Raw genomic sequence first — 24991 nt, 5'->3', positions numbered from 1 at the left:
AACGTTTGCGTTTAGCGGTGCGAAATGGAGTAAAACCTGCTCACATCGCGGCGGAACGGTGTCGCGCAGCGAGCCGGGAAATTACGGCGATGAATCCTACCCGTTCTGCAAGAACGAAGCAAAATATACCTTTTGGTTGCACGAGTTGTTTTGTAAGAATTGGTCGCGGTGCACAAAAAAACCGGCCAGATGGCCGGTAAAGAGGGGTTACACGGAGAGTGAATCGGTTAATAAACAACCAAAACAAGCGCTAACGATAAATTTCTGCGCTCCCACTCCACAGGCTGGAGTCGCCGGGATTCTGCATGCCGATCACGCGATAGTGGCTGGCGCCCATCTCCTCCGCTTTTTGGGAAAGATGGCGGGTGGCATCATCCAGCGATCCCCGCACACCGGTCACGGACACTGTGCCGGATGGTTGCAGATTTTGTGCCTCCGCGGCACTGAGCGGTTGCGCGGCCAGCGCGGTAAAGCTGGCGCTGGTCAGAAAGGCAGCAGTCAGAATAGCAAGTGGCTTATTCATAAATTCTCCTGTTGTTCTTCGCATTGAAAACGGACAACTGAATTATTATTGCTGTAATGAAAACCAGGTTATGCGTGCGTAAATACGCTCAATATTTCGCCAGCGTTGCGTCGGGAATATAAGGAAACGTAAAGAGACGTGGATATTTCTGTGAATCCCTTCCGTCTACCGCAGTCATGGCCCTGCCCTGTGTCTTGCGCGGTAGGTCAGAGGAAGCAAAAGTGATCGTCGCACGTCCGGTTACCCGCACCATCGCGCGTGCGCTGGGGCTGATTGTACTGCTGTCGGTCGTCACCACCGGCCTCGCGCTTGTGACGCTTTCGCGCAGCCTCTCCGATGCTGAAGCGGTTAACGTGGCCGGTTCGCTGCGCATGCAAATTTACCGACTGGCATGGGATGACGCGCGCGACGCGCAGCGGCTCGCACGCCATTTCCAACTTTATCAACAGACGCTGCAATCCCCCGCCCTGACCCAGCTAGAGCGGCCTTGGGTGCCCAATGAGGTGGTCAGTCGCTATCGCTATCTTCGTGACAGTTGGCCGGATTTACAGCAAACGCTGCAACCTGAATCGGGCCGTGTTTATCAGCAGAGCATTGCCAGCTACGTGGGTGAAATCGATCGCTTTGTGCTGGCGCTACAGCGCTATGCAGAACTGAAGATGCATTTGGTGGCGGGCAGCAGTCTGTTTGGCGTGCTGGCGATTGTGGCGCTTGCGCTGTGGACGCTGCGCTTTATCCGCCGCCGCGTGGTGCTGCCGCTCAATGACCTGATGACTGCCAGCCATTACGTTGAGCAAGGCAACTTTGTCTTTCCGCCGCTGTGCAGTGCCCAACCAAATGAGCTGGGCGTGCTGGCGGAGGCGTTTACCACCATGGCCGCGCGGCTTCATGAAAACTATCAATTACTTGAGTCGACGGTGCGCCACAAAACTGAAGCCTTGACCGAGGCCAACCGTACCCTCACGCTGCTCTATGAAAGCTCGCAGATCCTCACCAGCAGCACGCTTGAGCCAGAACTGTTTCAGGCTGTGCTTGATAAGGTGCTGGCGCGAGAAGCCCTCAGCGCCTTAACGCTCGAGGTCAACGATGTGGCGTTCCACACTGGCTCCCATGATGCCAGCCGCGGCTGGCAGCGCGTTGAGGTGGCGCAGATGAACCAACTGCGCGGAGCGATGCGCTGGCAGACATCAGGCCATTCGCCAGACCTCGCGCTGATGCAAAGTCTGGCGAACATGCTGGCGCGATCGCTGTGGATCTGGCAAACACAAAAGCAGTATCACCAGATGTTACTCACGGAAGAACGCGCCACGATTGCGCGCGAGCTGCACGATTCGCTGGCTCAGGCGCTGGCGTTCATGCGCATTCAGCTGACGCTGCTGCGGCGTCAGATAACGGACACGGCGCCGCAGACGCTGGCGATTATTACCGAGTTTGATCGCGCGCTGACCGAGGCCCATCAGCAATTGCGCGAACTGCTGACGACCTTTCGGCTCACCATCAATCATGCCGATCTGAATCTGGCCATGCAGGCCATGATCGCACCGCTGCAGACGCAGACGCCGGCAGAGATCCACTTTCACACGTATCCCGGTTTACCCGCGCTGGATGCGCAGCAGCAGGTGCACGTGTTGCAAATTGCGCGTGAGGCCTTGCTCAACGCGCTGCGCCATGCGCAGGCACGCCATATTCATGTGCGCTTTCAGCCACAGGACAACGGTCAGTGTGACCTCAGCATTGAGGATGACGGCTGTGGTATGCCTGCGCACGACGCCGTGCCGGGCCATTTTGGATTGGCAATTATGAAGGAACGCGCTGCGCGCCTCGCTGGCACCTTAACGGTCACATCGCAGCCGACGGGTACCTGCGTGACGCTGCTGTTTCCCTCACGTGAAACGGGCCCAACAGCGCCGCCTTAACAGGAGAAATCACCATGTCTTCCCCCCTTACGGTAATGATCGTGGACGATCATCCGCTCATGCGCCAAGGGATTCGTCAGCTATTGCAGCTAGAGCCACAGCTTGAGGTCATTGCCGAAGCGAACAACGGCACGGAGGCGCTGGCCGAAGCGCGGCGGTTATTGCCCGACGTCATTTTGCTGGATCTCAATATGAAAGGCATGTCCGGACTCGATACGCTGAATGCGCTGCGCGCCGAGGGCATTACCGCCCGCGTGCTGGTGCTCACCGTCTCTGATGCGGACAGCGATATTCATGCGCTGCTGGAAGCTGGCGCAGCGGGCTACCTGTTAAAAGACAGCGAACCGGAATTACTGCTCACGGAGATCGCGCGCGGCGCGCGCGGGGAGCGCGTGTTGAGCGCGGCGGTGGAAAGCGCCATCGCGACGAAAGCGTCAAACGCCGATCCGTTTCAACAGCTCACCGAGCGTGAACGTCAGGTGCTGCAGGAAGTGGCGCGCGGCCTGTCGAACAAAGAGATCGCTGCTCTGTTGTGCATTGCCGAGGAGACGGTAAAGGTCCATATACGCCATCTCCTACGCAAGCTTGAGGTGCGTTCTCGCCTCGCCGCGACCCTGCTCTGGCTGGAGCGCCGCGAGAGGTGAGCGCCCGTCAGGCGTCGGACGGCATTTACACTTTCTCCATGATTTATCCACTATTCTCATCTCAATGCTGCGTAGAGTAAGCGCTGGCAAGCGTAGACGGGCGCTTTTGCGTTGCTGCGCCCGTCTACGTCAAGGGGCGTCGGCGTTCGCCACATAATACGTAAAATACGCAGCTGAGGAGTGTCGGTTTCATGTCGAACTTTTTTATTGACCGCCCCATCTTTGCCTGGGTGCTGGCTATTTTGCTGTGCCTGTGTGGGACGCTGGCCATTGTTTCGCTGCCGATTGAGCAGTATCCCGACCTCGCGCCTCCCAATGTGCGCATTACCGCCAACTATCCCGGCGCTTCAGCACAAACGCTGGAAAACACCGTGACGCAGGTTATCGAACAAAATATGACCGGCATCGATAACCTGATGTACATGTCCTCCAACAGCAGCAACACCGGCCAGGCGCAAATTACGCTGACCTTCAGCGCGGGTACCAATCCCGATGAAGCCCGTCAGCAGGTACAGAACCAACTGCAAACGGCGCTGCGTAAGCTGCCCGCCGCCGTGCAATCACAGGGCGTGACCGTGAATAAAACCGGTGACAGCAACATTCTGATGATTGCCTTTGTCTCAACCGACGGCAGCATGGACAAACAGGATATTGCTGATTATGTCGCCAGTAACATTCAGGATCCGCTGAGCCGCATTGAGGGCGTGGGCCAAGTGGATGCCTACGGTTCGCAATACGCCATGCGCATCTGGCTCGATCCCAATAAGCTTATCGCCTACGCGCTGACCACCGATGATGTGGTGTCCGCCATCGAGGCGCAGAACACGCAAGTGGCGGTGGGCCAGGTGGGCGGCCTCCCGTCGGTTGACAAGCAGGCGCTCAACGCCACGGTCAACGCGCAGTCGATGCTGCAAACGCCGGCGCAGTTCCGCGCCATTACCGTCAAAAGCAACAGCGACGGATCCGTGGTGACGCTGGGCGATGTCGCCACCGTCGCCCTCGGCGCCGAAAAATACGATTACCTTAGCCGCTACAACGGACAGCCTGCTTCCGGCCTTGGCATTAAGCTGGCGTCCGGTGCCAATGAGATGAACACCGATAAGCTGGTGCGCGCGCGGGTGGACGAGCTGTCGCACTATTTCCCGCACGGGCTGGAAGCCAAAGTCGCCTTTGAAACCACGCCATTCGTCAAAGCCTCCATCAAGGACGTGGTGAAGACGCTGCTGGAGGCGATCGTGCTGGTGTTCCTGGTGATGTATCTGTTCTTGCAGAATTTTCGCGCCACGCTGATCCCCACTATCGCCGTGCCGGTGGTGCTGTTCGGCACGTTTACCGTGCTCTACGCCTGCGGCTTTACCATTAATACGCTGACCATGTTTGCCATGGTGCTCGCCATCGGCCTGTTGGTTGACGATGCCATTGTGGTAGTCGAAAACGTGGAGCGCATCATGCGCGATGAGGGACTGTCACCCCGCGCGGCGACGCGCAAATCCATGGGCCAGATTCAGGGCGCACTGGTGGGGATTGCGCTGGTGCTGTCGGCGGTCTTTGTGCCGATGGCGTTTTTTGGCGGCACGGTGGGCGCCATTTATCGGCAATTCTCCATCACCATCGTTGCCGCAATGGTGCTGTCGGTGCTGGTGGCGATGATCCTGACGCCTGCGCTGTGCGCCACGCTGCTAAAACCGCTGTCTGCAGGCGAGCAGCACGGTCAGCGCGGCTTTTTTGGCTGGTTTAATCGCAACTTCAACGCGGGAGCCGAGCGCTATGAGCGCGGCGTTGCGCGCATCGTGGCAAAAGGCGGACGCTGGCTGGTGATCTACCTCGCGCTGCTGGGCGTGATGGCGTTTCTGTTCTTGCGCCTTCCCACCTCTTTTCTGCCCCAGGAAGATCGCGGGGTTTTCCTCACGCAGGTACAGCTTCCGCCGGGCGCCACGCTGGAGCAAACCGCCAAGGTGGTGGCAAAGGTTGAGCACTACTATATGACCGCCGAGAAAGAGAACGTCGTGTCGGTGTTTTCAACCATTGGGGCCGGTCCGGGCGGTAACGGACAAAACGTCGCGCGCCTGTTCATACGCCTGAAAGATTGGGAGGTGCGCTCCAGCAGCGATCGCACCGCCTTTGCCATTATCGATCGCGCCACCAGCGCTTTCAAAAAAATCAAAGAGGCGCGGGTGATCGCCAGCAGCCCGCCCGCCATCACCGGCCTCGGCAGCTCCTCCGGCTTCGATTTGGAACTGCAAGATCACGGCGGTATCGGCCATACGCAGCTGATGGCCATGCGCGATAAATTGCTGGCGCTGGCAGACAATAATGCGGCGCTGTCGCGCGTGCGGCACAATGGTCTGGATGACAGCCCGCAGCTACAAATTGATATCGACCAGCGCAAGGCGCAGGCCCTCGGCGTCTCCCTGAATACAATCAATGACACCCTGACCACGGCCTGGGGCTCCACCTACGTGAACGATTTCCTCGATCGCGGCCGAGTGAAAAAGGTATACGTCCAGGCCGCTGCGCCGTTTCGCATGCTGCCAGACGATGTAAACAAATGGTATGTGCGCAACAGCAGCGGCGGAATGGTGCCCTTCTCAGCCTTTGCCACCAGCCACTGGGAAACCGGTTCACCGCGCCTGGAGCGCTACAACGGCTATTCGTCGCTGGAGATTGTCGGTGAAGCAGCCAACGGCGTCAGCAGCGGTACCGCCATGGATGTGATGGAAAAACTGGTGCAGCAGCTGCCGCTGGGCGTTGGCTTCCAATGGACAGGTGCCTCTTATCAGGAGCGACTGTCTGGATCGCAGGCCCCGGCGCTCTATGCGATTTCCCTGCTGGTGGTATTTTTGTGCCTGGCTGCCCTCTATGAGAGCTGGTCTATTCCGTTTTCCGTGATGCTGGTCGTGCCGCTGGGGGTGGTTGGCGCGCTGATCGCCACCTGGCTGCGCGGGTTGGAGAATGACGTCTATTTCCAGGTCGGGTTGCTCACCGTCATTGGCTTGTCCGCCAAGAACGCCATTTTGATCGTGGAGTTTGCCAATGAGATCAACACCAAAGGCACCGAGCTCGTCAACGCTACGCTGGAAGCCTCGCGCCAGCGCCTGCGGCCTATCCTTATGACTTCACTGGCGTTTATCTTTGGCGTGCTGCCAATGGCCATCAGCAGCGGCGCGGGCTCGGGCAGTCAACATGCCGTTGGCACAGGCGTGATGGGAGGCATGATTTCCGCCACCCTACTGGCCATCTTCTTTGTACCGCTGTTCTTTGTGCTGGTGCGCCGACGCTTTCCGCTGCGGGCGAAGCCGCACGACTGACATAAAAAAGCCGCTATGGCGACATAGCGGCTTTTATTGCTCTGTGTGGTTAGAATACAAACAAGTTGGAATGCCCTGCTTGTTCTCCGCGTGTTACTTATTGCGCAACATCGCTTCGATGAATTCTTTCCAGTTCCCCATTTCGGTGTCGACCATGTTTTACCTCTCTTATTGTAGAAGCAATTCTACGCCGTTTTTTTCTGCAGGTGAATACGTTTCCATCTCTCGTCACCATCGATAAAAACACTTAAAGTTTGCCTGTTAGCAGAATTGCGGACTGACGCACACTTCAGCAACTTGTTATTACGACTCACAAAAACACGTTGTTAAATCGTGTAGCACACTTTCACGCTTAGGATAATCCTTAGAGCACTAATGATACGCTCAGCAATAATTTGGGCCGTGAGTGAAAACGTTTACTGGACCGGGTTTGCGACCAGCCATCGCCTTAACGGCATGCGAAAAAAGCGTGGCGTGTTTAGGGCAAAGATCCCCCCGCAGGCGGGCGCTATGATAAACTCGCGCTTTATTTTCACAGGATGGGGAGCAGGTAATGACGGCGCAGTGGGTGATGTACGGGATCAAGAATTGCGACACCATTAAGAAAGCACGCAAGGCACTTGAGGCCGCCAACATCGACTATGTTTTTCATGATTATCGCGTTGACGGCCTGGATGACGCGCTGCTGCATGCGTTGGTCGAGCAGGTGGGCCACGAGGCGCTGCTCAACACACGCGGGACCACGTGGCGCAAGCTGCCCGAGGAGGCACGTGACGCCGCCCAGAGTGCAGCGGGTGCCCGCGCCCTGATGCTCGCCCATCCCGCCATTATCAAACGCCCGGTGCTGGCAGCCCCCAACGGCACCTTGCTGGTGGGGTTCGACGCCGCCCGTTATCACACCTTTATCCAGGAGAACGACTAGCATGTTTTGTCCGGTTATCGAGCTGGCACAACAGCTCATTCGTCGCCCGTCGCTCAGCCCGGATGATGCGGGTTGTCAGGCGCTGCTGATTGCGCGTCTGGAAGCCATTGGCTTTACCATTGAGCAGATGCATGTCGGCGATACCCTCAACGTGTGGGCCACGCGCGGCCACGGCGAGACGCTGGCGTTTGCCGGGCATACCGATGTGGTGCCGCCGGGAGACGCCAATCGCTGGATCAACCCGCCGTTTGAACCCACTATTCGTGACGGTATGCTGTTTGGCCGCGGCGCGGCGGATATGAAAGGCTCGCTGGCCGCGATGGTGGTGGCGGCAGAGCGTTTTGTGGCCGCGCACCCGCAGCATAAAGGGCGCCTGGCATTCCTTATTACCTCAGATGAAGAAGCCAGTGCCGTTAACGGCACGGTAAAAGTGGTGGAGCGCCTGATGGCGCGTAACGAGCGGCTGGATTATTGCCTGGTTGGCGAGCCGTCCAGTACGGAGATCGTGGGCGACGTGGTCAAAAACGGCCGCCGCGGCTCCATGACGGCTAATCTCACGCTGCACGGCGTACAGGGCCATGTCGCCTATCCGCACCTGGCCGATAATCCAGTGCATCGCGCCATGCCCGCCTTAAACGAGCTGGTGGCCACGGAGTGGGATCAAGGCAATGAATTTTTCCCGCCCACCAGTATGCAGATTGCTAACGTGCAGGCTGGCACCGGCAGCAATAACGTGATTCCGGGCGAATGCGTTGTACAGTTCAATTTCCGCTTTAGCACCGAGCTGACCGACCAGATGATCAAAGATCGCGTTCAGGCGCTGCTGGATCGCCACCAGCTGCGCTATACCCTGACGTGGACGGTATCAGGCCAACCGTTTCTGACCACGCGCGGTAAGCTGGTGGACGCCGTGACCAACGCCGTTGCGCACTATAATGAAATTAAGCCCCAGCTGCTGACCACCGGCGGTACCTCAGACGGACGCTTTATTGCGCGTATGGGTGCGCAGGTGGTGGAGCTTGGCCCGGTGAATGCCACCATTCATAAAATCAATGAGTGCGTAAAAGCGTCCGATCTGCAACTGCTGAGCCGCATGTATCAGCGCATTATGGAACAGCTGATCGCGTAAACACGCCGAAGGAGAACAGGCATGGAGTGGATAAAAGAGTACTGGTGGGTTCTGGTGATCCTGCTGATGGTGGGCGTGCTCATGAACGTCTATAAAGATCTCAAACGCATCGACCATAAAAAATACATGGAAAACAAACCGGATTTGCCACCCCATCGTGACTTTAACGACAAGTGGGATGACGAAGACGACTGGCCGAACAAAAAGAAATAACGTCTGCCAACCTCAGCAGGGCGCATCATGCAGCGCCCTGCGCTTTTCCTGCCCGTTTAGAGCATCATCACCACATCGTCATCGCCGGGTTTGCCGCCGCTGAGCGCCTCATCAAAGTAGCGGCGCGGCACGGTATAACGCAAATGGTTTAGCGCAAACTGCATACTGCGGTCGTCGATGGCGTGCGGCAGATCGTCCACCACATCCAGCGTCACGTCACCGCCCAGATGCGTCAGCTGCTGCATCGCTTTTTCCGCATGATGCAACGGCACTTGCTCATCGTAATCACCGTGGATGAGATGAATGGTATTGCGCGTGGTGGCGCGCTCAGGCAGCGTAATAAAGCGGCTGCTGAAAGCGATGACGCGCCCCGCCAGCCCCGGTTCGGCCTTAATGCCTTCCAGCACCATCGTACCGCCCTGCGAAAAGCCTACCAGCGCCGTGGCCTGCGCCTGAACGCCGCTCTGCTGCTGCCAGTGATGGACCGATTCAATAAAGGTCGGCATCACCGCATCCACGCACTGCTGTTGGGAGCGATCGTGCTCAGGGCGTTCCGCAAACCACTGTCGTCCCTGCGGCACGCTGCCGGGATAGGGCGCGCCCACCGAAACCACCAGCGCTTCGGGAAAGGCGTTGGCGAACCAGCTACCGATTTGCGCCATGGCGTCCGGATTATCATTCACGCCGTGATAAAGCAAAAATAGCTGCGCGGCGCGGCTAGGTTGCTGAACAATTACATATCGTAGTGCCATACATTCCTCCTCCGATCACTCTACGCCGCAGCAATAAAAATGATAGTGGGAAAATTTGAATGCCTTGACGCATCTATTTCAACAAGGCTAACCGAGCCTGCCACTGCTGCGCGGCATCGCTATCCAGCACGGAGAGCGCGACTGCGGTTTCATCGCGCAACGCCTGAATCAGGGCTTTGCGCCCGCTGAGGCCCGCCCGCGCAGCCACCTGGTGTAGCGGCTGCTTCTCAAGCAGCAGCTGTGCCAGCCTCTGCTGCGGGTGACATCGCACCAGACGCTGTAGCGCGGCATAGCTCGCTTCATAGGGCCGCTGCGCCCAGGCAAAGCCGGCCAGCAGCGGCCAATCGTCCTCGTTCACCTGCGTATCCACGCCGTGAGGTTCGGTGGCCAGCGGCAGCGCGATCAGATCGCGCAGCCAGAGGCTGTCGCGTGCCAGGCGCTGCGCCGCCCGCTGTTCCAGCGCTTTGCCCGCTGGCGTGAGCGCGCGCATCGCCATCGCGGCATAGCAGCCGCTGCTGGCTTCACGCTGGGTGCCGATGCGCACCAGCGTAAAACCGCAGCGGTGCCAAAAGCGCCATAGCGTCTCGGTGTAGCCAAAACTGACCGACAGATAGTCACAGTCGGCCTGGGCACAGGCTTGCGCCACCAGCCGTGTACCCACCCCCTGCTGACGCCGTGCCGCCTGTACGGCGATGCGGGTAATACGCTGCGATCGCAGCGTAGCCGCTTCCGCAAACCCGGCGTGCGCCGCCAGCGATTGCGCGACCAGATTTCCGCGCGGTCGCCGCACGCCCGCCCAGACGGCCGCGGCCACTGCCGCATCCAGCCCGCCCTCGTCCACCAGCCAGAGCGCCGCTACCACGGAGCCTGCCTGTTGCGCCAGCCAAAAGCGCATGCCGGGTGCATCCAGCATGCGCCGTAAATCCAGCGGCGAGGTACGATAGTGGGCGCTTGCCAGCAAGCGATAACCGGCTTTCAGCGCATCCCTATGCTGTTCGGGGCTGGCCTGGCTCACGGTAATGTCCCCCTCTCCCGCGCTCTCCGTTGCGTCCTCAAATAGCAGCGCCTGGCTGACCCACTGCTCAAGCGGATCGTTCGCCGCCCAGCGAAGCGGCGTATCCAACTGAAAATAATGTACGTTGGGCAACGTGGCACAGAAGCGCAGGATAAATCCGCGACCGGTGCCTTCATAACCTTGTACCGTGGTGGTGAGGAGCACGCGGGGAAAACGCTGCACCAGCTGCTGCAACAGCGGCGCGGGGATCGCCGCCGCTTCATCAATGATGAGCCATGCGGTCCGCGGCGTCACCGCCTCGGCCAAAATGGCGTCCGGGGCCATAAAGCGAAACGCGTCGCCGGCAAAGCGTGCCATGACATCGGTAGCCACTTTGGCAGGCGCAGTGACCAGGCTACCCGGCACATGCCGCGCCAGCATCCCTGCCAGCGCAGATTTACCGCGCCCGCGAGCAGCGGTAAGTACCGCCACGCCCGCATCAAGGTGAAGCAACTGCTGCATTATGTTCGCCTGCTGCTGCGGCCCCGTGTGCTGCCACGCAGGGCGACGGTGGGCGCGCGGCAGACGCGGCGGCTCGCCCTGACGTACCAGCAGAATGTCAGGATCGCGCAGCAGGCACGCCTGCAAGTGGCGAATAAAATGCGGCGTGGCGATGGGCTGCGCCACGTCAGCCCAGCGCAGACTATCGTCATCCAGCTGTTCAGCCCACGTAGGCCAAGGTGGTACCAGCAGCAGCAGCCAACTGCCCGCGCGCAGCGTACCCGCGAGCGCAGCAAATGCCTCGGCGTGAAAACCGCGGCGGGCATCAAAAATTGCGTGCTGAAATTCGCGGCCCAGCAGCTGACGAAAGGCAGAGAGGCTTTCACGCTCGGGCCAATCGGCGGCATCACTCAACGTGAGCCAGTCGCCGGGCAGCTGGCGCTGCCACGGCTTACTTTGCGCCAGCGCCCAATCAGGCTCACCGGCGATCACGCACAGACCACGAATCCCGGCGCGCGCTAATTCGGCGGTCAATTCAGAGGGCGACATCAACGTTCAGCAAAGGTATTACACTGCCCCGGATTGCCGCTGTCGAAGCCGCGCTTAAACCAGGTGTATCGCTGCTCTGATGTGCCGTGGGTAAAGCTGTCAGGCACCACGCGGCCTTGGCTCTTTTGCTGTAGGCGATCGTCGCCGATCGCTTCCGCGGCGTTGAGCGCTTCCTGCAGATCGCCCACTTCCAGCATATTCTGTTGTTGCACGTAGTGGCCCCACACGCCGGCAAAGCAGTCGGCCTGCAGTTCCATTTTCACCGACAGCTGATTGACTTGCGTCTGCGAAGCGCCCTGCTGCATTTGCCGTACTTTCGGCTCAATACCCAGCAATTTTTGCACGTGGTGTCCCACTTCATGGGCGATCACATAGCCTTGAGCAAAATCGCCGCCTGCGCCGAGCTTGGTTTTCATTTCATCGTAGAACGACAAATCGATATACACGGTTTGGTCCGCCGGGCAGTAAAACGGCCCCATCACTGACTGCCCGGTGCCACAGCCGGTGCGCGTGGCGCCGCGATACATCACCAGCTTGGGCGGAACGTACTTTTTGTCCATTTTCTGGAACAGCGTGCTCCAGGTGTCTTCGGTGGTGGCCAGGATCACCGAGGTAAATTTTGCATCCTCGTCACTCTTGGCGCTGTTTACCGGCTGCGATTGCGAAACGGGCGCGCCGCCCTGTAGCAGTGCCGTCAGGTCATAGCCGTAGTAACCCGCTATTGCGACCACAACCAACAGAATAATCCCACCTTTACCGCGCGGAATACGGATTTGCCGCCCGCCGCCGCCGAAACCCGGTGACGCATCACGACGATCTTCTACATTGTCGCTTTCGCGACGCCCTTGCCAGCGCATGGCCTGCTCCTTTCCATCTTCAGCGGGTGTTGCCTGATTTTAGTTGGCGTCGCGACGAAGCACCAGCACGGTGCGTGAGGGAAACGGCGGAAAAGACAGAAATAAAAAAGGCCGTCTACGATGACGGCCTGCGGATAAGACGTTTAGCGCTGCTGCCGTTAATCCAGCTTGACGCCCAGGCGCTGCGCCACCGCTTCATACGCTTCGACTACGCCGCCCAGGCTCTGGCGGAAGCGGTCTTTGTCCATTTTATCCAGCGTCTCTTTGTCCCACAGACGCGCGCCGTCCGGGGAAAACTCATCGCCCAGCGTCACTTCGCCGTTGAACAGACCAAACTCCAGCTTGAAGTCCACCAGGATTAAACCGGCATCATCGAACAGCTTACTCAGTACGTCGTTGGCTTTAAAAGTCAGCTCCTGCATACGCGCCAGGTTGGCTTTACTGACCCAGCCGAAAGTCTCGCAGTAAGATTCGTTGACCATCGGGTCGTGTTTGGCGTCATCTTTCAAAAAGAGATCAAACAGCGGTGGATTGAGTACCATCCCCTCTTCCACGCCCAGGCGCTTCACCAGCGATCCGGCTGCGCGGTTGCGCACGACGCACTCGACCGGCACCATCTCCAGTTTTTTTACCAGCGCTTCATTGTCCGACAGCAGCGCTTCCATCTGCGTGGGAATGCCCGCTTCCTGCAATTTGGTCATGATGAAGTGGTTAAACTTGTTGTTGACCATGCCTTTGCGATCAAACTGCTCGATTCGTGCACCGTCGCCTGCTGACGTATCGTTGCGGAACTCAAGTACCAGCAGATCCGGATTGTCGGTGCTGTATACGGTTTTCGCTTTACCGCGATACAACTCAGCTCGCTTTTGCATCTTGTTAACTCCAAACATGAAAGAACCCGTGTTCAGCGGTGTTTCACCGCGCGATGACTGCGTGACGCAATCGTTTACCTCGCCGGGCGCTATTATGCCAAAACCAAAACAAAAAGGCCGGAGAATCTCCGGCCCTTTGGCAATTTATTTGTTCAGCGCGCCCTGGAGCACGGCCACCAGCGCGTCGTTTTGCGTCTGGGTAAGCACATGGCCCTTTGGATCGATGAACTGCAGGCTGCTGCGGTTATCAAGATCGCCGACCTGCAATTTGTAATCACCGTTTGGCAGCTCAGGATCTTTCGCGCCAATCGCATCGAACGCGCTGGTGCCCGGTGCGCTGTAGCTGACCTTCAAACTGCCCTGCGAGCGGTTGTCATCTTTCACGTCCATGCCCACACGTTTCAGTGCCGCTGGCAGGCGCTGCCAGGTCACGTTAAACGGTGCGCGCAGCACCAGCAGCGGCAAACCGGTATCGTCTGCGCCGCTCTGCACGTCGATTTGGCCGTTGGCACGACCCGAAGCAGCGTCGGCATTGGCGGTATCGATTTTATCCAGGCCGGTACTGATATCGTTAAGCATCTGGCCGGTATAACGCTGAACCTGCGCCGGAGACGTGACCGTCTTGCCCTGCTGCTGCAGCTCTAACAGACGGACCGTCAGCACCTGCTGGTAGCTCTGTTTCTGCACGCTAATCTGATAGCGTCCGCGATACTGGTTATCTTCGTCGGCGCGGTTCCACTGCACCCAATCCGTGGTCAACTGCTGAGAGGCGTCGTCGCGCTGCGCAATCGGGAATTTATAGGATTGCATCACGCTGACCACCTGCGGCCAGATCGCACTGCGGCTGTTTTCAATCGCAAGCACACCCGTATTGCCGCTAAACTGGGCCCGCGTACCGTTGACCAGCGCCAGCGGTTGCGCAGGCGGACGGATATCCAGCGCTTTGCCTACGGCACCTTTAGCCACGGAATGCGGCACATCGTAATCCCCATTCTGCAGCGGCAGAATCAAGCCCGACGGGGCTTTTAAATCACGCAGTTCAGGCGCCTGCAGGTAAGATTCATCACCGCTGACCTGGCGCTTATAACGCTGATCGCTGGAACATGCTGTTAGCAGCATCAGCGTGGAAAGACCCACCGCCGTTGCCAGCGTCGAGCGCTTAACTGAATAACTCATTGACTCTCCCTAAATTAGCGCAAACCCGCTTTGATAAGCGCCTGACCCATTTTCGCCTGACCAGCGTCGGTCAGCGGCGTCATTGGCAAACGCAGCGTGTCATCCGCGATTAATCCCAACTGTTTTGCTGCCCATTTTACCGGGATAGGATTCGGTTCACAGAAAAGCGTCTGGTGCAGGTGCATCAGACGCTGATTCAGGCGACGCGCTTCGGCGAATTTGCCCTCTTGTGCCAGCGCACAGAGTTCAACCATTTCACGTGCAGCAACGTTGGCCGTGACCGAAATGACACCTTTTCCGCCCAGCTGCATGGCGTCCAGCGCCGTAGCGTCATCGCCACTGACAATAATGAACGCTTCTCCAGCCAGCTCTTGGATCTGAGAAACGCGCGATAAGTTCCCGGTTGCCTCTTTGATTCCGATAATATTTTTGATTTCGGCCAGGCGAGCGACGGTTTCAGGCAGCATATCGCAACCGGTGCGCGAGGGGACATTGTAGAGCATCTGCGGCAGATCGGTGCTTTCAGCAATCGCTTTAAAGTGCTGATAAAGCCCTTCCTGGGTGGGACGGTTGTAATACGGCGTCACCGTCAGGCAGCCGACCACGCCGGTGCCCGTGAAACGTTTGGTGAGAGAGATGCCTTCGGCAGTGGCATTGGCACCGGTACCCGCAATCACCGGGATACGGCCGTCGGCCAGCTCAAGCGTTTGCAGCACCACATCGCCGTGCTCTTCGTGGCTCAGGGTGGCGGATTCGCCGGTGGTGCCAACAGAAACAATCGCTGCGGTGCCGCTGGCAACATGATAATCAATCAGTTTTTTGAGACTTTCGCGGCAGACATTACCTTTTTCATTCATTGGCGTAATGAGCGCAACAATACTTCCGGTGAACATGGGCTATCCCCTCGACAAACAAGTGCCTCATGTTACGGTTTACCCTGAAAGAAAAGCAAGCGAGCCACGCCATTCCCGCGCTTGTCAGCAGTTTTTTTTATGTTTACCTTATGGTTATTAGCGAACGTACAGGAAACGCCACTTTGTCGCAGTTACAGCCTCACCATTTGGTGATCACCGCAGTGGGCGTTGATCGTCCGGGTATCGTCAATACCATCACCCGCCACGTCAGCAGCTGCGGCTGTAATATAGAAGACAGCCGTTTGGCGATGCTCGGTGATGAATTCACGTTCATCATGCTGCTTTCCGGCAGCTGGAACGCGATAACGCTGATTGAATCGACGCTGCCGATGAAAGGTGCGGAACTGGAGCTATTGATCGTGATGAAGCGCACCAACGCGCGCGTGACGCCACCGATGCCGGCCACCGTTTGGGTTCAGGTTGAAGTGCCGGACTCCCCACACATCATTGAGCGCTTTACGGATTTATTCGATAAACATCAGATGAATATCGCCGAGCTGGTGTCGCGGATTAAACCCGCCCAAGACAATGCGCCGCCCACCCTCTATATTCAAATGACAGCGCACAGTCCGGCGAATCATGCCAGCGCACCGTTTGAGCAGGCCTTTACCGCGCTATGTGAAGAACTGCATGCGCAAGGCGCGATTCGTCTTTATAGTGTCAAAGACGGCGCTGACAGCACCGTTTAACCAGGCTCCGGGTTATTTCGCCACACACTCTGTCCCCGTGACATGCCGTGTTGTGAAATAACCCAGAGGGTTACGCCCCGGCGCGGTAAGCGCTGCCGGTGTTTACCCACAGCATGCACAGAAAAATGGAGAGTTGTGATGAATCCACTGAAAGCCGGTGATACCGCACCGAAATTTAGCTTGCCCGATCAGGACGGCGAACAAGTAAATTTGGCCGACTTCCAGGGACAGCGCGTTCTGGTCTACTTCTACCCGAAAGCCATGACGCCCGGTTGCACCGTGCAGGCCTGCGGTCTGCGCGACAATATGGATGAAATGAAAAAAGCGGGCGTAGAAGTGCTGGGTATCAGCACCGATAAGCCGGAAAAACTGTCACGTTTCGCGGAAAAAGAGCTGCTGAACTTTACGCTGCTGTCGGATGAAAACCATGAAGTTTGCCAGCAGTTTGGCGTTTGGGGTGAAAAGACCTTTATGGGGAAAACCTACGACGGCATTCATCGCATCAGCTTCTTGATCGATGCCAATGGCAACGTTGAGAAAGTGTTCGATGATTTCAAAACCGCCAACCATCACGATATTGTGCTGGATTATCTGAAATCCGCCTGAGCCGCTGTCATACACGCTTGTCCCGCCCAGCGCAGATTGCGCCAGGCGGGCACCTGTCACGGCTCGCGTTTAATACTGCTCACCAGCGCATCCTGCCCAGCAATCATCACGCAGTTTCGTCCAGCGTTTTTCGCCTGATAGAGCGCGGCATCCGCCTGTTTTAAGCTCTGCTCCTGACTGCTCTGCCCCACCTGCCAGCTGGCAATCCCCACCGACAGCGTGATGTGTCCAACGCGCTCAATCTGGCTTTCCGCAATGCTGATGCGCACCCGCTCGGCGATCGCGCGCGCTTCGTCCAGCGGCGTGGCAGGCAGCAGCATTAAAAATTCTTCTCCGCCGTTGCGACACACCACGTCACTTTGGCGCGCACTCAGACGCAGCGTACGCGCCACCTGCTTGATCACTTCATCCCCAACGTCGTGACCGTAGTTATCATTCACCCGTTTAAAATGATCGATATCCAGCGCGAGCACGGCAAAAGGCTGCTGCATGGTACTAAAGTAATCCAGCACCGCACTGAGACCACGGCGATTCAGCAGATTGGTCATCGGATCGGTCTGCACCTCGAATTTAAGCTTGCCGATTTTATCCTGCACCACGCCAATACCGGTGAGCAGCGCGCGCTTAACCTGTGCCGCTTCAAAGTACCACGCATCGATGCGGCCAATGTCTCCTGACACGCTTTGCGCATCCATCTGACTGGCTTTACGCGCCAGCTGCCACAGCGGCAGCGCAATCAGGCGCGCAAAAATCACCGCTATCAGCAGCGTCAGCAGCGCAAACGGCACGGAATTTTTGAGTACCTGCAGCAGCAGCCCCGAAAGCGGTTGCAGCGTCATGTCGGTGGATTTTAGTGCCACCACCAGCCAGCCGGTGGTGGGAACAACCGCGTAACCGGCCAGTCGTCCGGCCCCCTCTTCATCCAGCTGCAATTGGCCGTTGCTATTCTCTTTGCGATCGCGATCGCTCACAACCTCAGGCAGCGTTTTACCGATCAGTTGGCTGTTGTGGTGATAAAGCACCTGATTATTGCGATCCAGGACAAACACGCGCGTCCCGTCGCGGTAAAACTGTTCGCCCAGCAGTTCATTCAGGATGCTTTTTTTCTTCAGATAAATGGTGCCACCGACATAACCAAGATAGCGCCCTTCGCTGTTCCACACCGGCCATGAGACAAAAACAATCAGATTATTGGCCGCTGAAACAGAGGGGCGGCTAACCAGCGGCTGGCGCTGCGCCAGCGCCTCGCGTGAGGCCTGACTGGTAAGCTGAATCCCTTTTAGCATCAATGATTCAGGCGAAATCGCTTTCACCACGCCGTTGCTGTCTACCACCGCCACGGAATTGAAGCTGCTGGTCTGCTCGCGCAGGCGGTTGACTTCCTGCTGTGCCAGCGCCGGGTTATCGAAGTCCTGCCCTAACAAATTGGCGCTATAGTGCAGCTGTGACTGCGCCAATTGAAAAAACACTTCGGTGGTGGACGCCAGCTTCGTGGCATACGCGCGATTCGCCGCCAGCGTGCTTTCAATCAGTACCATACGCTGCACGCGCCAGGTGGCATAAAGCGCGTTGGCTAAGGTGATGACAATACTGGCAATCGCCAGGAGCGCAATAAGGGTGCGAAGATCCTTTTTGGGCCAGGCGCGCATTAGCATGCCGCAGCCGTTTGGAGAGAAAGAGTTGTCATGTGCGCGCCTGAGGCTCTTGTGGTCGATGGGGTGCCGACCCTGGTGAAAAGATCCCTAATTGTACACCGAGAAGTGAAGCTAATCACGGTACTGAATCAACGGCGCGCAGAAATAACCGCGGCGGGCGCGATGCTAATCCACCAACCCGTGCGCATCATAAAACGGCCACGGGCCGGGGTAATCGCCAATCGCACACTGGTGGGTGCTCATGCCCTGCTGCGGCTGCCAGCGATGCAGCAGAAAGCCGGGCGGTTCCAGGACAAAATGGGCAGGCCCCGCCGCTGAAAAATCCAGCGCGACCTGATGCGATACGCCGGGTGCCACGCAGGCGAGCGTGCCGGCAAATCGCGCCTGTACCGCACGGTGCAAATGCCCGCTGAGCACGCGCTCCACCTGAGCATGACGTTGAATGACCGCCGCCAGCGCTTCGGCGTTACGCAGCGGCTGTTGATCCATATGCTCAATGCCGCAGAAAAAAGGCGGATGGTGCAGAAACACCAGCGTAGGCAGCTGTGGCGCACGCTCAAGCTGCAGCTCAAGCCATGTCAGCTGCGCCTCATCCACAAACCCCCACGGCTGCTGTGGCACGCTGGAGTCGAGTGCCAGCAGCTGTACCCCCTTAACCTCCAACTGCCAGTGCAGCGTTTCGCCCTGCTGCAAGTAGGCGTGATCGGGAAAGGCGGCGCGTAAACGCTGGCGATCGTCATGATTACCCGGCATCAGCCTGAACGGCAGCGTCAAGCGCGCCAGCGCCTCGCGCAGCGTCTGGTACGCTTCCGCAGTACCAAAATCCACCAGATCGCCACTGACCACCACCATATCTGGGCGCGGCATCAGGTCGTTGAGCGTGGTAATAGCCCGATGCAGCGCGGCCAGCGTGTCTACTTTTTTATAGGACAAGCGTCCCTGCGCTTTAATGTGTAAGTCACTGATATGCGCAATCAGCGTCATTGGCTGAGACATCGCAGCGCTCCTTATGTGGGTGAAAATTGCAGCGCCGCTTCCTGCGCCAGCATCCAACTTACCGACTGCCCAGGCCGCCACGCCTCGCGCGCGTGCCGATCTACCTGCATCGGCTTCGGCAGGCCGATGTCGATCATCAGCCGCTGCGATGCGCCCAGAAACGTACTGGAGAGAATCACGCCGTGACGCGCATAGCGAGGCTCACTGGCGAGCAGCACGTCCTCTGGACGGCAAAAGCGCCGCGGCTCACCGCGCGCATCAACCTCAATACAGTTAATGGCCCCGACAAAATCAGCCACGAACGGGGTTGCCGGACGCTGGTACACATTCTGCGGTGTATCGATCTGCACCAGCCGCCCCTGCTCCATCACCGCAATGCGATCGCCCAGCGCCATCGCTTCCTGCTGATCGTGCGTGACATACACCGCCGTAATCGCCAGCTGTTTCAACAGGTCACCGATCTCCATACGCAGCCGATCGCGCAAACGTGCGTCCAACGCCGCCAGCGGCTCATCAAACAGCAGCACGCGCGGACGAGCGGCCAATGCGCGCGCCAGCGCCACGCGTTGTTTCTGTCCCCCGGAGAGCTTATCTATACTGCGCTGCGCCAGCGCGCCAAGATCCACCAGCGCCAGCATCTCCGCCACGCGCGCGTCACGCTCAGCGCGCCCCACGCCCTGCATTTTCAACCCGTAGGCCACGTTCTGCGCCACGTTAAGATGGGGAAACAGCGCGTAGTTCTGGAACACCATGCCGACATTGCGCTTCTCAATCGGCAAGGCGGTCACGTTGCGATCGTCGAACCACACTTCGCCACCCGCGTCGCAGCGTTCCAGCCCGCTAATGATGCGCAGCGTCGTGGTTTTGCCGCAGCCGGACGGTCCGAGTAGTACCAGCGTTTCGCCGGAATGAATCGTCAAATCAAGCGGATGTAGCGCCTGGTGGTGATGAAAGTGACGCGCACACTGGCGCAGCGTCACGGTAACCGCAGCGTGATTCATGCTGTCTCCTTAGGGGTGCGCGACACCGCGCGATTGAGCCAGTGATTAAGCCCGTTGAGCATGAGCAACAGCGGCAAAATCAGCAGAATAAAAAGCAGCGTATAAGCCGAACCCACCTCCAGCCGCAGCGAGGCGTAGCTATCCGCCAGGCCGACCGGCAAGGTTTTGGTCAGCGGAGTGTGGAGCATCCAGGTGATGTTGAACTCGCCCACCGACAGCGTAAACACCATAAACGCGCCGGCCAGAATGCCGTTGCGGCAGTTGGGGATCACCACGGAGAAAAAGCGTTGCCAGCCACGGGCCCCCAAGCTGGCGGCGGCCTCTTCCAGCCGCGGCATGTCGATCGCCTGCATCACCGCCAGCACCGGACGCACCATAAATGGCAGGGTAAAGAGTACGTGACCAATCAGGATAAACAGCCAGCTTCCGCGCAGCGCAGAAAACTGCCCGTAGAGCAAAATGATGCCAAGGGCGGTCGCGAGGCCCGGCAGCGCAACGGGTAGCATCAGACACTCTTCTATCCGAGCAGCCCAGCGTCTCGGCGCTTTCAACAATCCCCATGCAGCGGGCACGCCAATGGCGAGCGTGACCAGCAGACAGCAGAGGGCGATTAACAGCGAGAGCCAAAACGTGTCGCCGTAAAGTTGCCATACCTGTATCACCCACTGGAGCGTAAAACCGCTGCGCAGGCCAACAAAATAGTTTTGGGTCACCCCCGCCAGCATCGACAGCACCACCGGCACAATCATAAACAGCGCGGTGACGGTGGTAACCAGCAGCTGCAGGTAAAATAAACCACGCCGTTTCATGTTGGCTCCCTGTGCGTCAACGCCCGCGCCAACATCAGCGCCAGCCAGGCGACACCGCCCATCACCACGGACAGCGCGGCGGCAGTAGCGAAATTCGCATAGTTGGTGAACTCACCATAAATCGTGAGCGGCAGCACGGAGAGATCGGTGCCCAGCGTAAAGGCGGTGCCGAACGCCCCCATGCTGGTGGCGAAACAGAGCGCGCCAGTGGAGAGCAGCGCTGGCCGCAACCCCGGAACAATCACGTCACAGATGATGTGCCACTGGCTTGCCCCCAGCGATCGCGCGGCCTCCTCTAACGCGGTATCCAACTTTTCACTGGCCGCGACCAGCGTGACGATGGCGCGCGGTAGCGAAAAATAGAGGTAACCGATAAACAGCCCGGTCAGCGAGTACGCCAGCGTCCAGCGCGTGTGCAGCAGGTTCATGCTGATCTGCGCCAGCAGGCCCTGGCGCCCGGCCAGCATCACCACCAGAAACCCGACCACCACGCCAGGAAACGCGAGCGGAAAGGTCAGCAGCGCCAACAGCGCACTACGGCCGGGAAAACGCTGACGCGCCAGAAAGCAGCCCACCGTGGCGGCAATCATCAACGTCACCAATGTCACTGTCAGCGACAACAGCACGGTATGCAGCAGGCTCACCAGATACTGCGGCTGTGAAATCACCGTCCAATATCCGCTGTGCTGAGTACTGCGATCGGCTTGCATGCCCATCTGCAACAGTCTGGCAAACGGCAACAGCCAAAAGGCGCAGAAGAACAGCAGCGCAGGCAACATCAGCCAGCCCCACGCACGGTGTGAGCGTCTTATGCGTCGCTGTGTCAGCGTTAACGTGTCTGCAAGCACCATCAGCGGATCTCGCTCAGGTAGCGGGCGGAGAACGCTTTTTGTGCGTCAGCCATCTGCGAATAATTCACGGTTTGCGCACGAGCATAGTCGCTGTCCGGCAGGAACAAGGCTTTGGCGCTTGCCGACATCGCCGACGGGCGCACCGGGCGTAAGAACGCATTCGCCCAAAGCGCCTGGCCTTTGTCAGAGAGTACGTAATCGATCACTTTCTTGCCGTTGGCCTCATGCGGCGCGTGCTTCACCAGGCTGATAACGTAAGGGACGGTGACCGTGCCCTCTTGGGGGATCACAAACGCCACGTTCGCGTGGTCTTTGTATTTGGCACGGTAGGCGTTGAAATCGTAGTCGAGCAGGATAGGAATTTCGCCGGAAAGCACGCGGGCGTAAGCCGTCTGCTTGGGCACGATCGGCTGGTTAGCCTGCAATTTTTTAAACCAGCTCAGCGCCGGGGCAAAGTCCTGCATCGTGCCACCTTTGGCCTGATTGACCGCTACCGCCGCAACATAGCCGACAAAGGCGCTGGCCGGATCAAGATACCCCACCATGCCTTTGTATTCAGGCTTCAGCAGATCGTCCCACGAGCGCGGTATGGGCGCGCCGCCCAGCGCGTCGACGTTAACCATAAAGCCCAACGAACCCGAGTGCAGCGCCACCCATTTACCGGCGGGATCTTTCATACCTGACGGAATGTCATCCCAGTGGGCAGGCTGATACGCGGCGGTGACGCCCGCTTTATCAGCCTGAATGCCGAAGCTGACGCCGTAATACACCACGTCGGCAACCGGATTGCCCTGCTCCGCCACCAGCTGTGCGAGCGCCTGGCCTGAGTTTTTGTTGTCCTGCGGCACCACGATGCCCGTCTCTTTAGCAATGGCTTTGAGCTGCGTTCCCCAGTCTGCCCATTCAGGTGGGCAGTTATAACAAATGGCGGTTTCCGCCGCGCGGGTTTGCAGACTCAGCAGCGAAGCGGCGATAAACGCAACGGTGCCGATAATGGCTTTGACTTTTTCATAGCGCGTCATAGCGATTTCCTGGAAGTGGCGAGCAAACAAAAGGAGGCGCGGCAACGCTTTCACCGCGCCGTAAATGGTGTGCCAGTACGCGACGGTCATCGCGGGCGGGCTGTAACAACATCTCAATCGCCGCGTTACCGAGACGATCTGCTGGCTGTACTACGCTGGCCAGCGACGGCGCAATTTGTTCGCCAATCGCCACGCCATCAAACCCCATCACCGACAGCTGCTGCGGGACGCGTACGCCGGCACGCGCGGCGGCTCCCATCAGGCTTATCGCGAGGAGATCGTTGGTGCAGACCACCGCGCTAAGCGGCGCCGCGCCGCGCAGATGTGGCGCCAGTAACGAAAATTCGGAGTGGGTATGGCTGCGCATCTCGATCACCGGTCGCGCCTGGTGTCCGGCCGCACGCATCGCCTCACAGTAGCCTTGATAGCGCAGTCGGGCGCGGTCGGACTGCAACATCGGCCCGGCCACCATGCCAATGTTCACGTGGCCAAGCGCCAGCAGTGCGTTTGTGGCCTCGCGCATCGCCGCGTGGTTATCCACGTACACCGCGCGCCACGGATGGGTCTGCGGCACGTTATGCGCCAGCACAAACGGCATGCCAGCGTCCTGTAACGTTGTCAGTACCGCGCTGCTGTCCGCATCCGCCACGGTTAACACCAGACCCGCCACGCGTTGGCGCAGCATATGCTCGACAATTACCGCTTCGCGTTCGGGTTGATAATCGCTGGTCGCCACCAGCAGCCCATATCCCGCCGCGCGCGCGCGCAGCTCCATGGCCTGTAGCTGATGGGAAAAAATAGGATTAATCAGTGAAGGCAGTAAGACACCTAGCGTGGTCGAATTTTGCGTCCGCAACTGACGGGCAATATGATTGGGGCGAAACCCCAGCAGGTCAGCAGCATCCAGCACTTTCTGCAAAGTGGCAGGACGCAGTAGATGCGGATCGGAAAAGGCACGCGCCGCCGTTGCGCGTGATACGCCAGCCCGCTTCGCTACCTGCACTAAATCCGTCATCTTCGCCTCGTCTGCTTGCAATGAGATCGATCTCATCGGCGCATAAACTAGCGGTAACGTGTGACAGGAACATCGCGGTGAAGTGACGGAGAGATGACAGCAGCGAACGCTGCTGTCGAGGCGCCATTACAGCACGAGGATGGCGTAGCCTTCATTTTGTAGCGTGGCAACCGTGGTACCGCTGGAAATCGTATGCGTCACCCGCGTATCGATCCAGTTACGCTCCAGCTGATGAAACGCCACCGATTGATCGCAAATCGTGACCTTCACGCCGGCTTTTTCCAGCTCATCAATCAGTTTGAGATTCGGGTTGTCGCTGCCGTAGGCTTTCTTGAACTGTTCGTTGTTAAGCGCAGCGGGCACCGCATCGCTGTTAATGGAGACCACGAAATTCAGCTTGTCGAGCGGAACGCCTGCCGCGTAATACAGGTTAGTCACGCGTGCGACGCGCTCAAGGCCCAGATTAGGCTTGTGGATGTCCCCTTCGTTACGGTTAATTTGGAAGACAATTTTGTTGCTCAAACCGGGTGTGGTCGCCGGATTGTAGTCAGGCACATTCACAAAGTGAATTTTCCCGTACCCCTCAATCGCGGGCGTGCTCCAGAAATCAGCCGGTTCGGTTTTTTGTTCGGCAAATTTACCGCTGATTTTCGATGCCCACTCAGGCAGTTGCAGCAGGTTTCCGCCGACAAAACCCGCTAACGCGGCAATCACCACATACGATACTGGACGCATTACATTTCTCCTCAACCATAAAAAAAGATGCCGGTGACCGGGCAGCGCTGCTGCGCCTGTCAAACCGCATCAAAATGGGCGGCGCCTTGACAGCGGGCAGGCGTAAGGCCTTCCCGCCCGTCCGCCTTAAAGTGCGTTATCTATACCACAGCGAACGCAGCGCTAAACGCCCAGCCTACTGGGCGGCGGCACCGCTTTCTGGCAGAAACGCCGCGCCGTTCGGCGCAACGAATCAAGACGTTGATGGAGGTCCTCTCACCGCTCTCACTATGATTGGTCGTGATAAAGGGGAGCATGACAATGCAACTAAGGTTGTCGCCAGCCGGTTTCGCGACCAGTCTT

General features: G+C 58.4%; 24 protein-coding genes. 8 read left to right on the top strand and 16 right to left on the bottom strand.

The window, feature by feature from the left end; translation table 11 throughout:
* Nucleotides 1–250: 250 nt before the first annotated feature.
* Entirely contained in the window at nt 251–523 is a 273-nt protein-coding gene (locus LU196_RS04085) for a YdgH/BhsA/McbA-like domain containing protein (RefSeq protein WP_232760797.1), read from the bottom strand.
* A 221-nt stretch (nt 524–744) separates the two neighbouring features.
* Between LU196_RS04085 and narQ the strand changes: the two genes are divergently transcribed.
* The 3 genes from narQ to acrD all read left to right on the top strand — a co-directional run bounded on the left by narQ (nt 745) and on the right by acrD (nt 6391).
* The gene (gene narQ / locus LU196_RS04080; protein ID WP_232760798.1) at nt 745–2439 is read left to right on the top strand and encodes a nitrate/nitrite two-component system sensor histidine kinase NarQ; all 1695 of its coding nucleotides are present in this window, start codon (nt 745–747) and stop codon (nt 2437–2439) included.
* A gap of 14 nt (nt 2440–2453) precedes the next feature.
* Entirely contained in the window at nt 2454–3083 is a 630-nt protein-coding gene (locus tag LU196_RS04075) for a response regulator (RefSeq protein ID WP_232760799.1), read from the top strand.
* Nucleotides 3084–3274: 191 nt separating this feature from the next.
* A complete protein-coding gene (gene acrD / locus LU196_RS04070; protein ID WP_232760800.1) occupies nt 3275–6391 on the top strand; it encodes a multidrug efflux RND transporter permease AcrD in 3117 nt (1038 codons plus the stop codon).
* Between the two features lie 93 nt (nt 6392–6484).
* On the opposite strand, the gene ypfM is transcribed toward acrD, so the two are convergent.
* Entirely contained in the window at nt 6485–6547 is a 63-nt protein-coding gene (gene ypfM / locus LU196_RS20380) for a protein YpfM (protein WP_139221414.1), read from the bottom strand.
* A 397-nt stretch (nt 6548–6944) separates the two neighbouring features.
* Here ypfM and LU196_RS04065 point away from each other — a divergent pair, with 397 nt between their 5' ends.
* From LU196_RS04065 to LU196_RS04055, 3 genes are read left to right on the top strand one after another with little or no spacing between them, the layout of a single operon-like run.
* The gene (locus tag LU196_RS04065) at nt 6945–7313 is read left to right on the top strand and encodes an ArsC family reductase (RefSeq protein ID WP_232760801.1); all 369 of its coding nucleotides are present in this window, start codon (nt 6945–6947) and stop codon (nt 7311–7313) included.
* A 1-nt stretch (nt 7314) separates the two neighbouring features.
* On the top strand, nt 7315–8442 hold the full coding sequence (dapE, locus tag LU196_RS04060; protein ID WP_232760802.1) for a succinyl-diaminopimelate desuccinylase: 1128 nt from the start codon (nt 7315–7317) through the stop codon (nt 8440–8442).
* 21 nt (nt 8443–8463) lie between these two features.
* Nucleotides 8464–8655: a YpfN family protein gene (locus LU196_RS04055; RefSeq protein ID WP_232760803.1), complete on the top strand. Its 192-nt coding sequence runs from the start codon at nt 8464–8466 to the stop codon at nt 8653–8655.
* Between the two features lie 56 nt (nt 8656–8711).
* Here LU196_RS04055 and ypfH read toward each other — a convergent pair whose 3' ends face one another.
* The 6 genes from ypfH to dapA all read right to left on the bottom strand — a co-directional run bounded on the left by ypfH (nt 8712) and on the right by dapA (nt 15249).
* Entirely contained in the window at nt 8712–9407 is a 696-nt protein-coding gene (gene ypfH, locus LU196_RS04050; protein WP_232760804.1) for an esterase, read from the bottom strand.
* A gap of 73 nt (nt 9408–9480) precedes the next feature.
* Nucleotides 9481–11451, bottom strand: a complete 1971-nt coding sequence (locus tag LU196_RS04045) for a tRNA(Met) cytidine acetyltransferase TmcA (RefSeq protein WP_232760805.1) — start codon at nt 11449–11451, stop codon at nt 9481–9483.
* A complete protein-coding gene (locus LU196_RS04040; RefSeq protein ID WP_232760806.1) occupies nt 11451–12308 on the bottom strand; it encodes a neutral zinc metallopeptidase in 858 nt (285 codons plus the stop codon). Before LU196_RS04040 ends, LU196_RS04045 begins: the two co-directional genes overlap by 1 nt.
* Nucleotides 12309–12466: 158 nt before the next feature.
* Nucleotides 12467–13180, bottom strand: coding sequence for a phosphoribosylaminoimidazolesuccinocarboxamide synthase (purC, locus tag LU196_RS04035; protein WP_232760807.1), 714 nt, complete (start codon nt 13178–13180; stop codon nt 12467–12469).
* A gap of 144 nt (nt 13181–13324) precedes the next feature.
* Nucleotides 13325–14356 (bottom strand): outer membrane protein assembly factor BamC, encoded by a 1032-nt coding sequence (bamC, locus tag LU196_RS04030; RefSeq protein WP_232760808.1) that lies wholly within the window; start codon nt 14354–14356, stop codon nt 13325–13327.
* Between the two features lie 14 nt (nt 14357–14370).
* Nucleotides 14371–15249 carry a 4-hydroxy-tetrahydrodipicolinate synthase gene (gene dapA / locus LU196_RS04025; RefSeq protein ID WP_232760809.1) on the bottom strand — a complete coding sequence of 293 codons (879 nt, stop codon included), beginning with the start codon at nt 15247–15249 and terminating at the stop codon, nt 14371–14373.
* A 143-nt stretch (nt 15250–15392) separates the two neighbouring features.
* Between dapA and LU196_RS04020 the strand changes: the two genes are divergently transcribed.
* Together LU196_RS04020 and bcp are read left to right on the top strand one after the other, a co-directional pair.
* Nucleotides 15393–15959, top strand: a complete 567-nt coding sequence (locus LU196_RS04020; RefSeq protein ID WP_232760810.1) for a glycine cleavage system transcriptional repressor — start codon at nt 15393–15395, stop codon at nt 15957–15959.
* Between the two features lie 138 nt (nt 15960–16097).
* Nucleotides 16098–16565: a thioredoxin-dependent thiol peroxidase gene (bcp, locus tag LU196_RS04015; protein ID WP_232760811.1), complete on the top strand. Its 468-nt coding sequence runs from the start codon at nt 16098–16100 to the stop codon at nt 16563–16565.
* 56 nt (nt 16566–16621) lie between these two features.
* On the opposite strand, the gene LU196_RS04010 is transcribed toward bcp, so the two are convergent.
* From LU196_RS04010 to LU196_RS03975, 8 genes are all read right to left on the bottom strand, one after another.
* Nucleotides 16622–18220 (bottom strand): sensor domain-containing diguanylate cyclase, encoded by a 1599-nt coding sequence (locus LU196_RS04010; RefSeq protein ID WP_232760812.1) that lies wholly within the window; start codon nt 18218–18220, stop codon nt 16622–16624.
* A gap of 165 nt (nt 18221–18385) precedes the next feature.
* Nucleotides 18386–19216 (bottom strand): phosphodiesterase, encoded by an 831-nt coding sequence (locus tag LU196_RS04005; RefSeq protein ID WP_232760813.1) that lies wholly within the window; start codon nt 19214–19216, stop codon nt 18386–18388.
* Between the two features lie 11 nt (nt 19217–19227).
* Nucleotides 19228–20217, bottom strand: coding sequence for an ABC transporter ATP-binding protein (locus LU196_RS04000; protein WP_232760814.1), 990 nt, complete (start codon nt 20215–20217; stop codon nt 19228–19230).
* A complete protein-coding gene (locus LU196_RS03995; protein WP_232760815.1) occupies nt 20214–21026 on the bottom strand; it encodes an ABC transporter permease in 813 nt (270 codons plus the stop codon). The genes LU196_RS04000 and LU196_RS03995 overlap by 4 nt, the downstream gene beginning before the upstream one ends.
* Nucleotides 21023–21877, bottom strand: a complete 855-nt coding sequence (locus tag LU196_RS03990; protein WP_232760816.1) for an ABC transporter permease — start codon at nt 21875–21877, stop codon at nt 21023–21025. The genes LU196_RS03995 and LU196_RS03990 overlap by 4 nt, the downstream gene beginning before the upstream one ends.
* A complete protein-coding gene (locus LU196_RS03985; protein WP_232760817.1) occupies nt 21877–22899 on the bottom strand; it encodes an ABC transporter substrate-binding protein in 1023 nt (340 codons plus the stop codon). Before LU196_RS03985 ends, LU196_RS03990 begins: the two co-directional genes overlap by 1 nt.
* Complete coding sequence (locus LU196_RS03980) at nt 22886–23914, bottom strand: substrate-binding domain-containing protein (protein ID WP_232760818.1); 1029 nt, start codon at nt 23912–23914, stop codon at nt 22886–22888. Before LU196_RS03980 ends, LU196_RS03985 begins: the two co-directional genes overlap by 14 nt.
* Before the next feature lie 126 nt (nt 23915–24040).
* Nucleotides 24041–24649, bottom strand: a complete 609-nt coding sequence (locus LU196_RS03975; protein ID WP_232760819.1) for a DsrE family protein — start codon at nt 24647–24649, stop codon at nt 24041–24043.
* Nucleotides 24650–24991 lie beyond the last annotated feature (342 nt).

It is taken from the genome of Pantoea sp. Mb-10, assembly GCF_021272205.1.
Taxonomy (GTDB): Bacteria; Pseudomonadota; Gammaproteobacteria; order Enterobacterales; family Enterobacteriaceae; genus Pantoea.
The sequence above is the reverse complement of the archived record's forward strand: the minus strand, read 5'-3'. Positions and strand labels throughout refer to the sequence as shown.

Coding starts and splice junctions, on each gene's coding strand:
- LU196_RS04085 (WP_232760797.1), bottom strand. CDS start 523: ATGAATAAGCCACTTGCTATTCTGACTGCTGCCTTTCTGACCAGCGCC.
- LU196_RS04055 (WP_232760803.1), top strand. CDS start 8,464: ATGGAGTGGATAAAAGAGTACTGGTGGGTTCTGGTGATCCTGCTGATG.
- bamC (WP_232760808.1), bottom strand. CDS start 14,356: ATGAGTTATTCAGTTAAGCGCTCGACGCTGGCAACGGCGGTGGGTCTT.
- LU196_RS03995 (WP_232760815.1), bottom strand. CDS start 21,026: ATGAAACGGCGTGGTTTATTTTACCTGCAGCTGCTGGTTACCACCGTC.
- LU196_RS04000 (WP_232760814.1), bottom strand. CDS start 20,217: ATGAATCACGCTGCGGTTACCGTGACGCTGCGCCAGTGTGCGCGTCAC.
- purC (WP_232760807.1), bottom strand. CDS start 13,180: ATGCAAAAGCGAGCTGAGTTGTATCGCGGTAAAGCGAAAACCGTATAC.
- LU196_RS03985 (WP_232760817.1), bottom strand. CDS start 22,899: ATGACGCGCTATGAAAAAGTCAAAGCCATTATCGGCACCGTTGCGTTT.
- LU196_RS03980 (WP_232760818.1), bottom strand. CDS start 23,914: ATGACGGATTTAGTGCAGGTAGCGAAGCGGGCTGGCGTATCACGCGCA.
- dapE (WP_232760802.1), top strand. CDS start 7,315: ATGTTTTGTCCGGTTATCGAGCTGGCACAACAGCTCATTCGTCGCCCG.
- ypfH (WP_232760804.1), bottom strand. CDS start 9,407: ATGGCACTACGATATGTAATTGTTCAGCAACCTAGCCGCGCCGCGCAG.
- dapA (WP_232760809.1), bottom strand. CDS start 15,249: ATGTTCACCGGAAGTATTGTTGCGCTCATTACGCCAATGAATGAAAAA.
- LU196_RS04075 (WP_232760799.1), top strand. CDS start 2,454: ATGTCTTCCCCCCTTACGGTAATGATCGTGGACGATCATCCGCTCATG.
- acrD (WP_232760800.1), top strand. CDS start 3,275: ATGTCGAACTTTTTTATTGACCGCCCCATCTTTGCCTGGGTGCTGGCT.
- LU196_RS04065 (WP_232760801.1), top strand. CDS start 6,945: ATGACGGCGCAGTGGGTGATGTACGGGATCAAGAATTGCGACACCATT.
- LU196_RS04010 (WP_232760812.1), bottom strand. CDS start 18,220: ATGCTAATGCGCGCCTGGCCCAAAAAGGATCTTCGCACCCTTATTGCG.
- LU196_RS04045 (WP_232760805.1), bottom strand. CDS start 11,451: ATGTCGCCCTCTGAATTGACCGCCGAATTAGCGCGCGCCGGGATTCGT.
- LU196_RS04005 (WP_232760813.1), bottom strand. CDS start 19,216: ATGTCTCAGCCAATGACGCTGATTGCGCATATCAGTGACTTACACATT.
- bcp (WP_232760811.1), top strand. CDS start 16,098: ATGAATCCACTGAAAGCCGGTGATACCGCACCGAAATTTAGCTTGCCC.
- LU196_RS03990 (WP_232760816.1), bottom strand. CDS start 21,877: ATGGTGCTTGCAGACACGTTAACGCTGACACAGCGACGCATAAGACGC.
- LU196_RS03975 (WP_232760819.1), bottom strand. CDS start 24,649: ATGCGTCCAGTATCGTATGTGGTGATTGCCGCGTTAGCGGGTTTTGTC.
- LU196_RS04040 (WP_232760806.1), bottom strand. CDS start 12,308: ATGCGCTGGCAAGGGCGTCGCGAAAGCGACAATGTAGAAGATCGTCGT.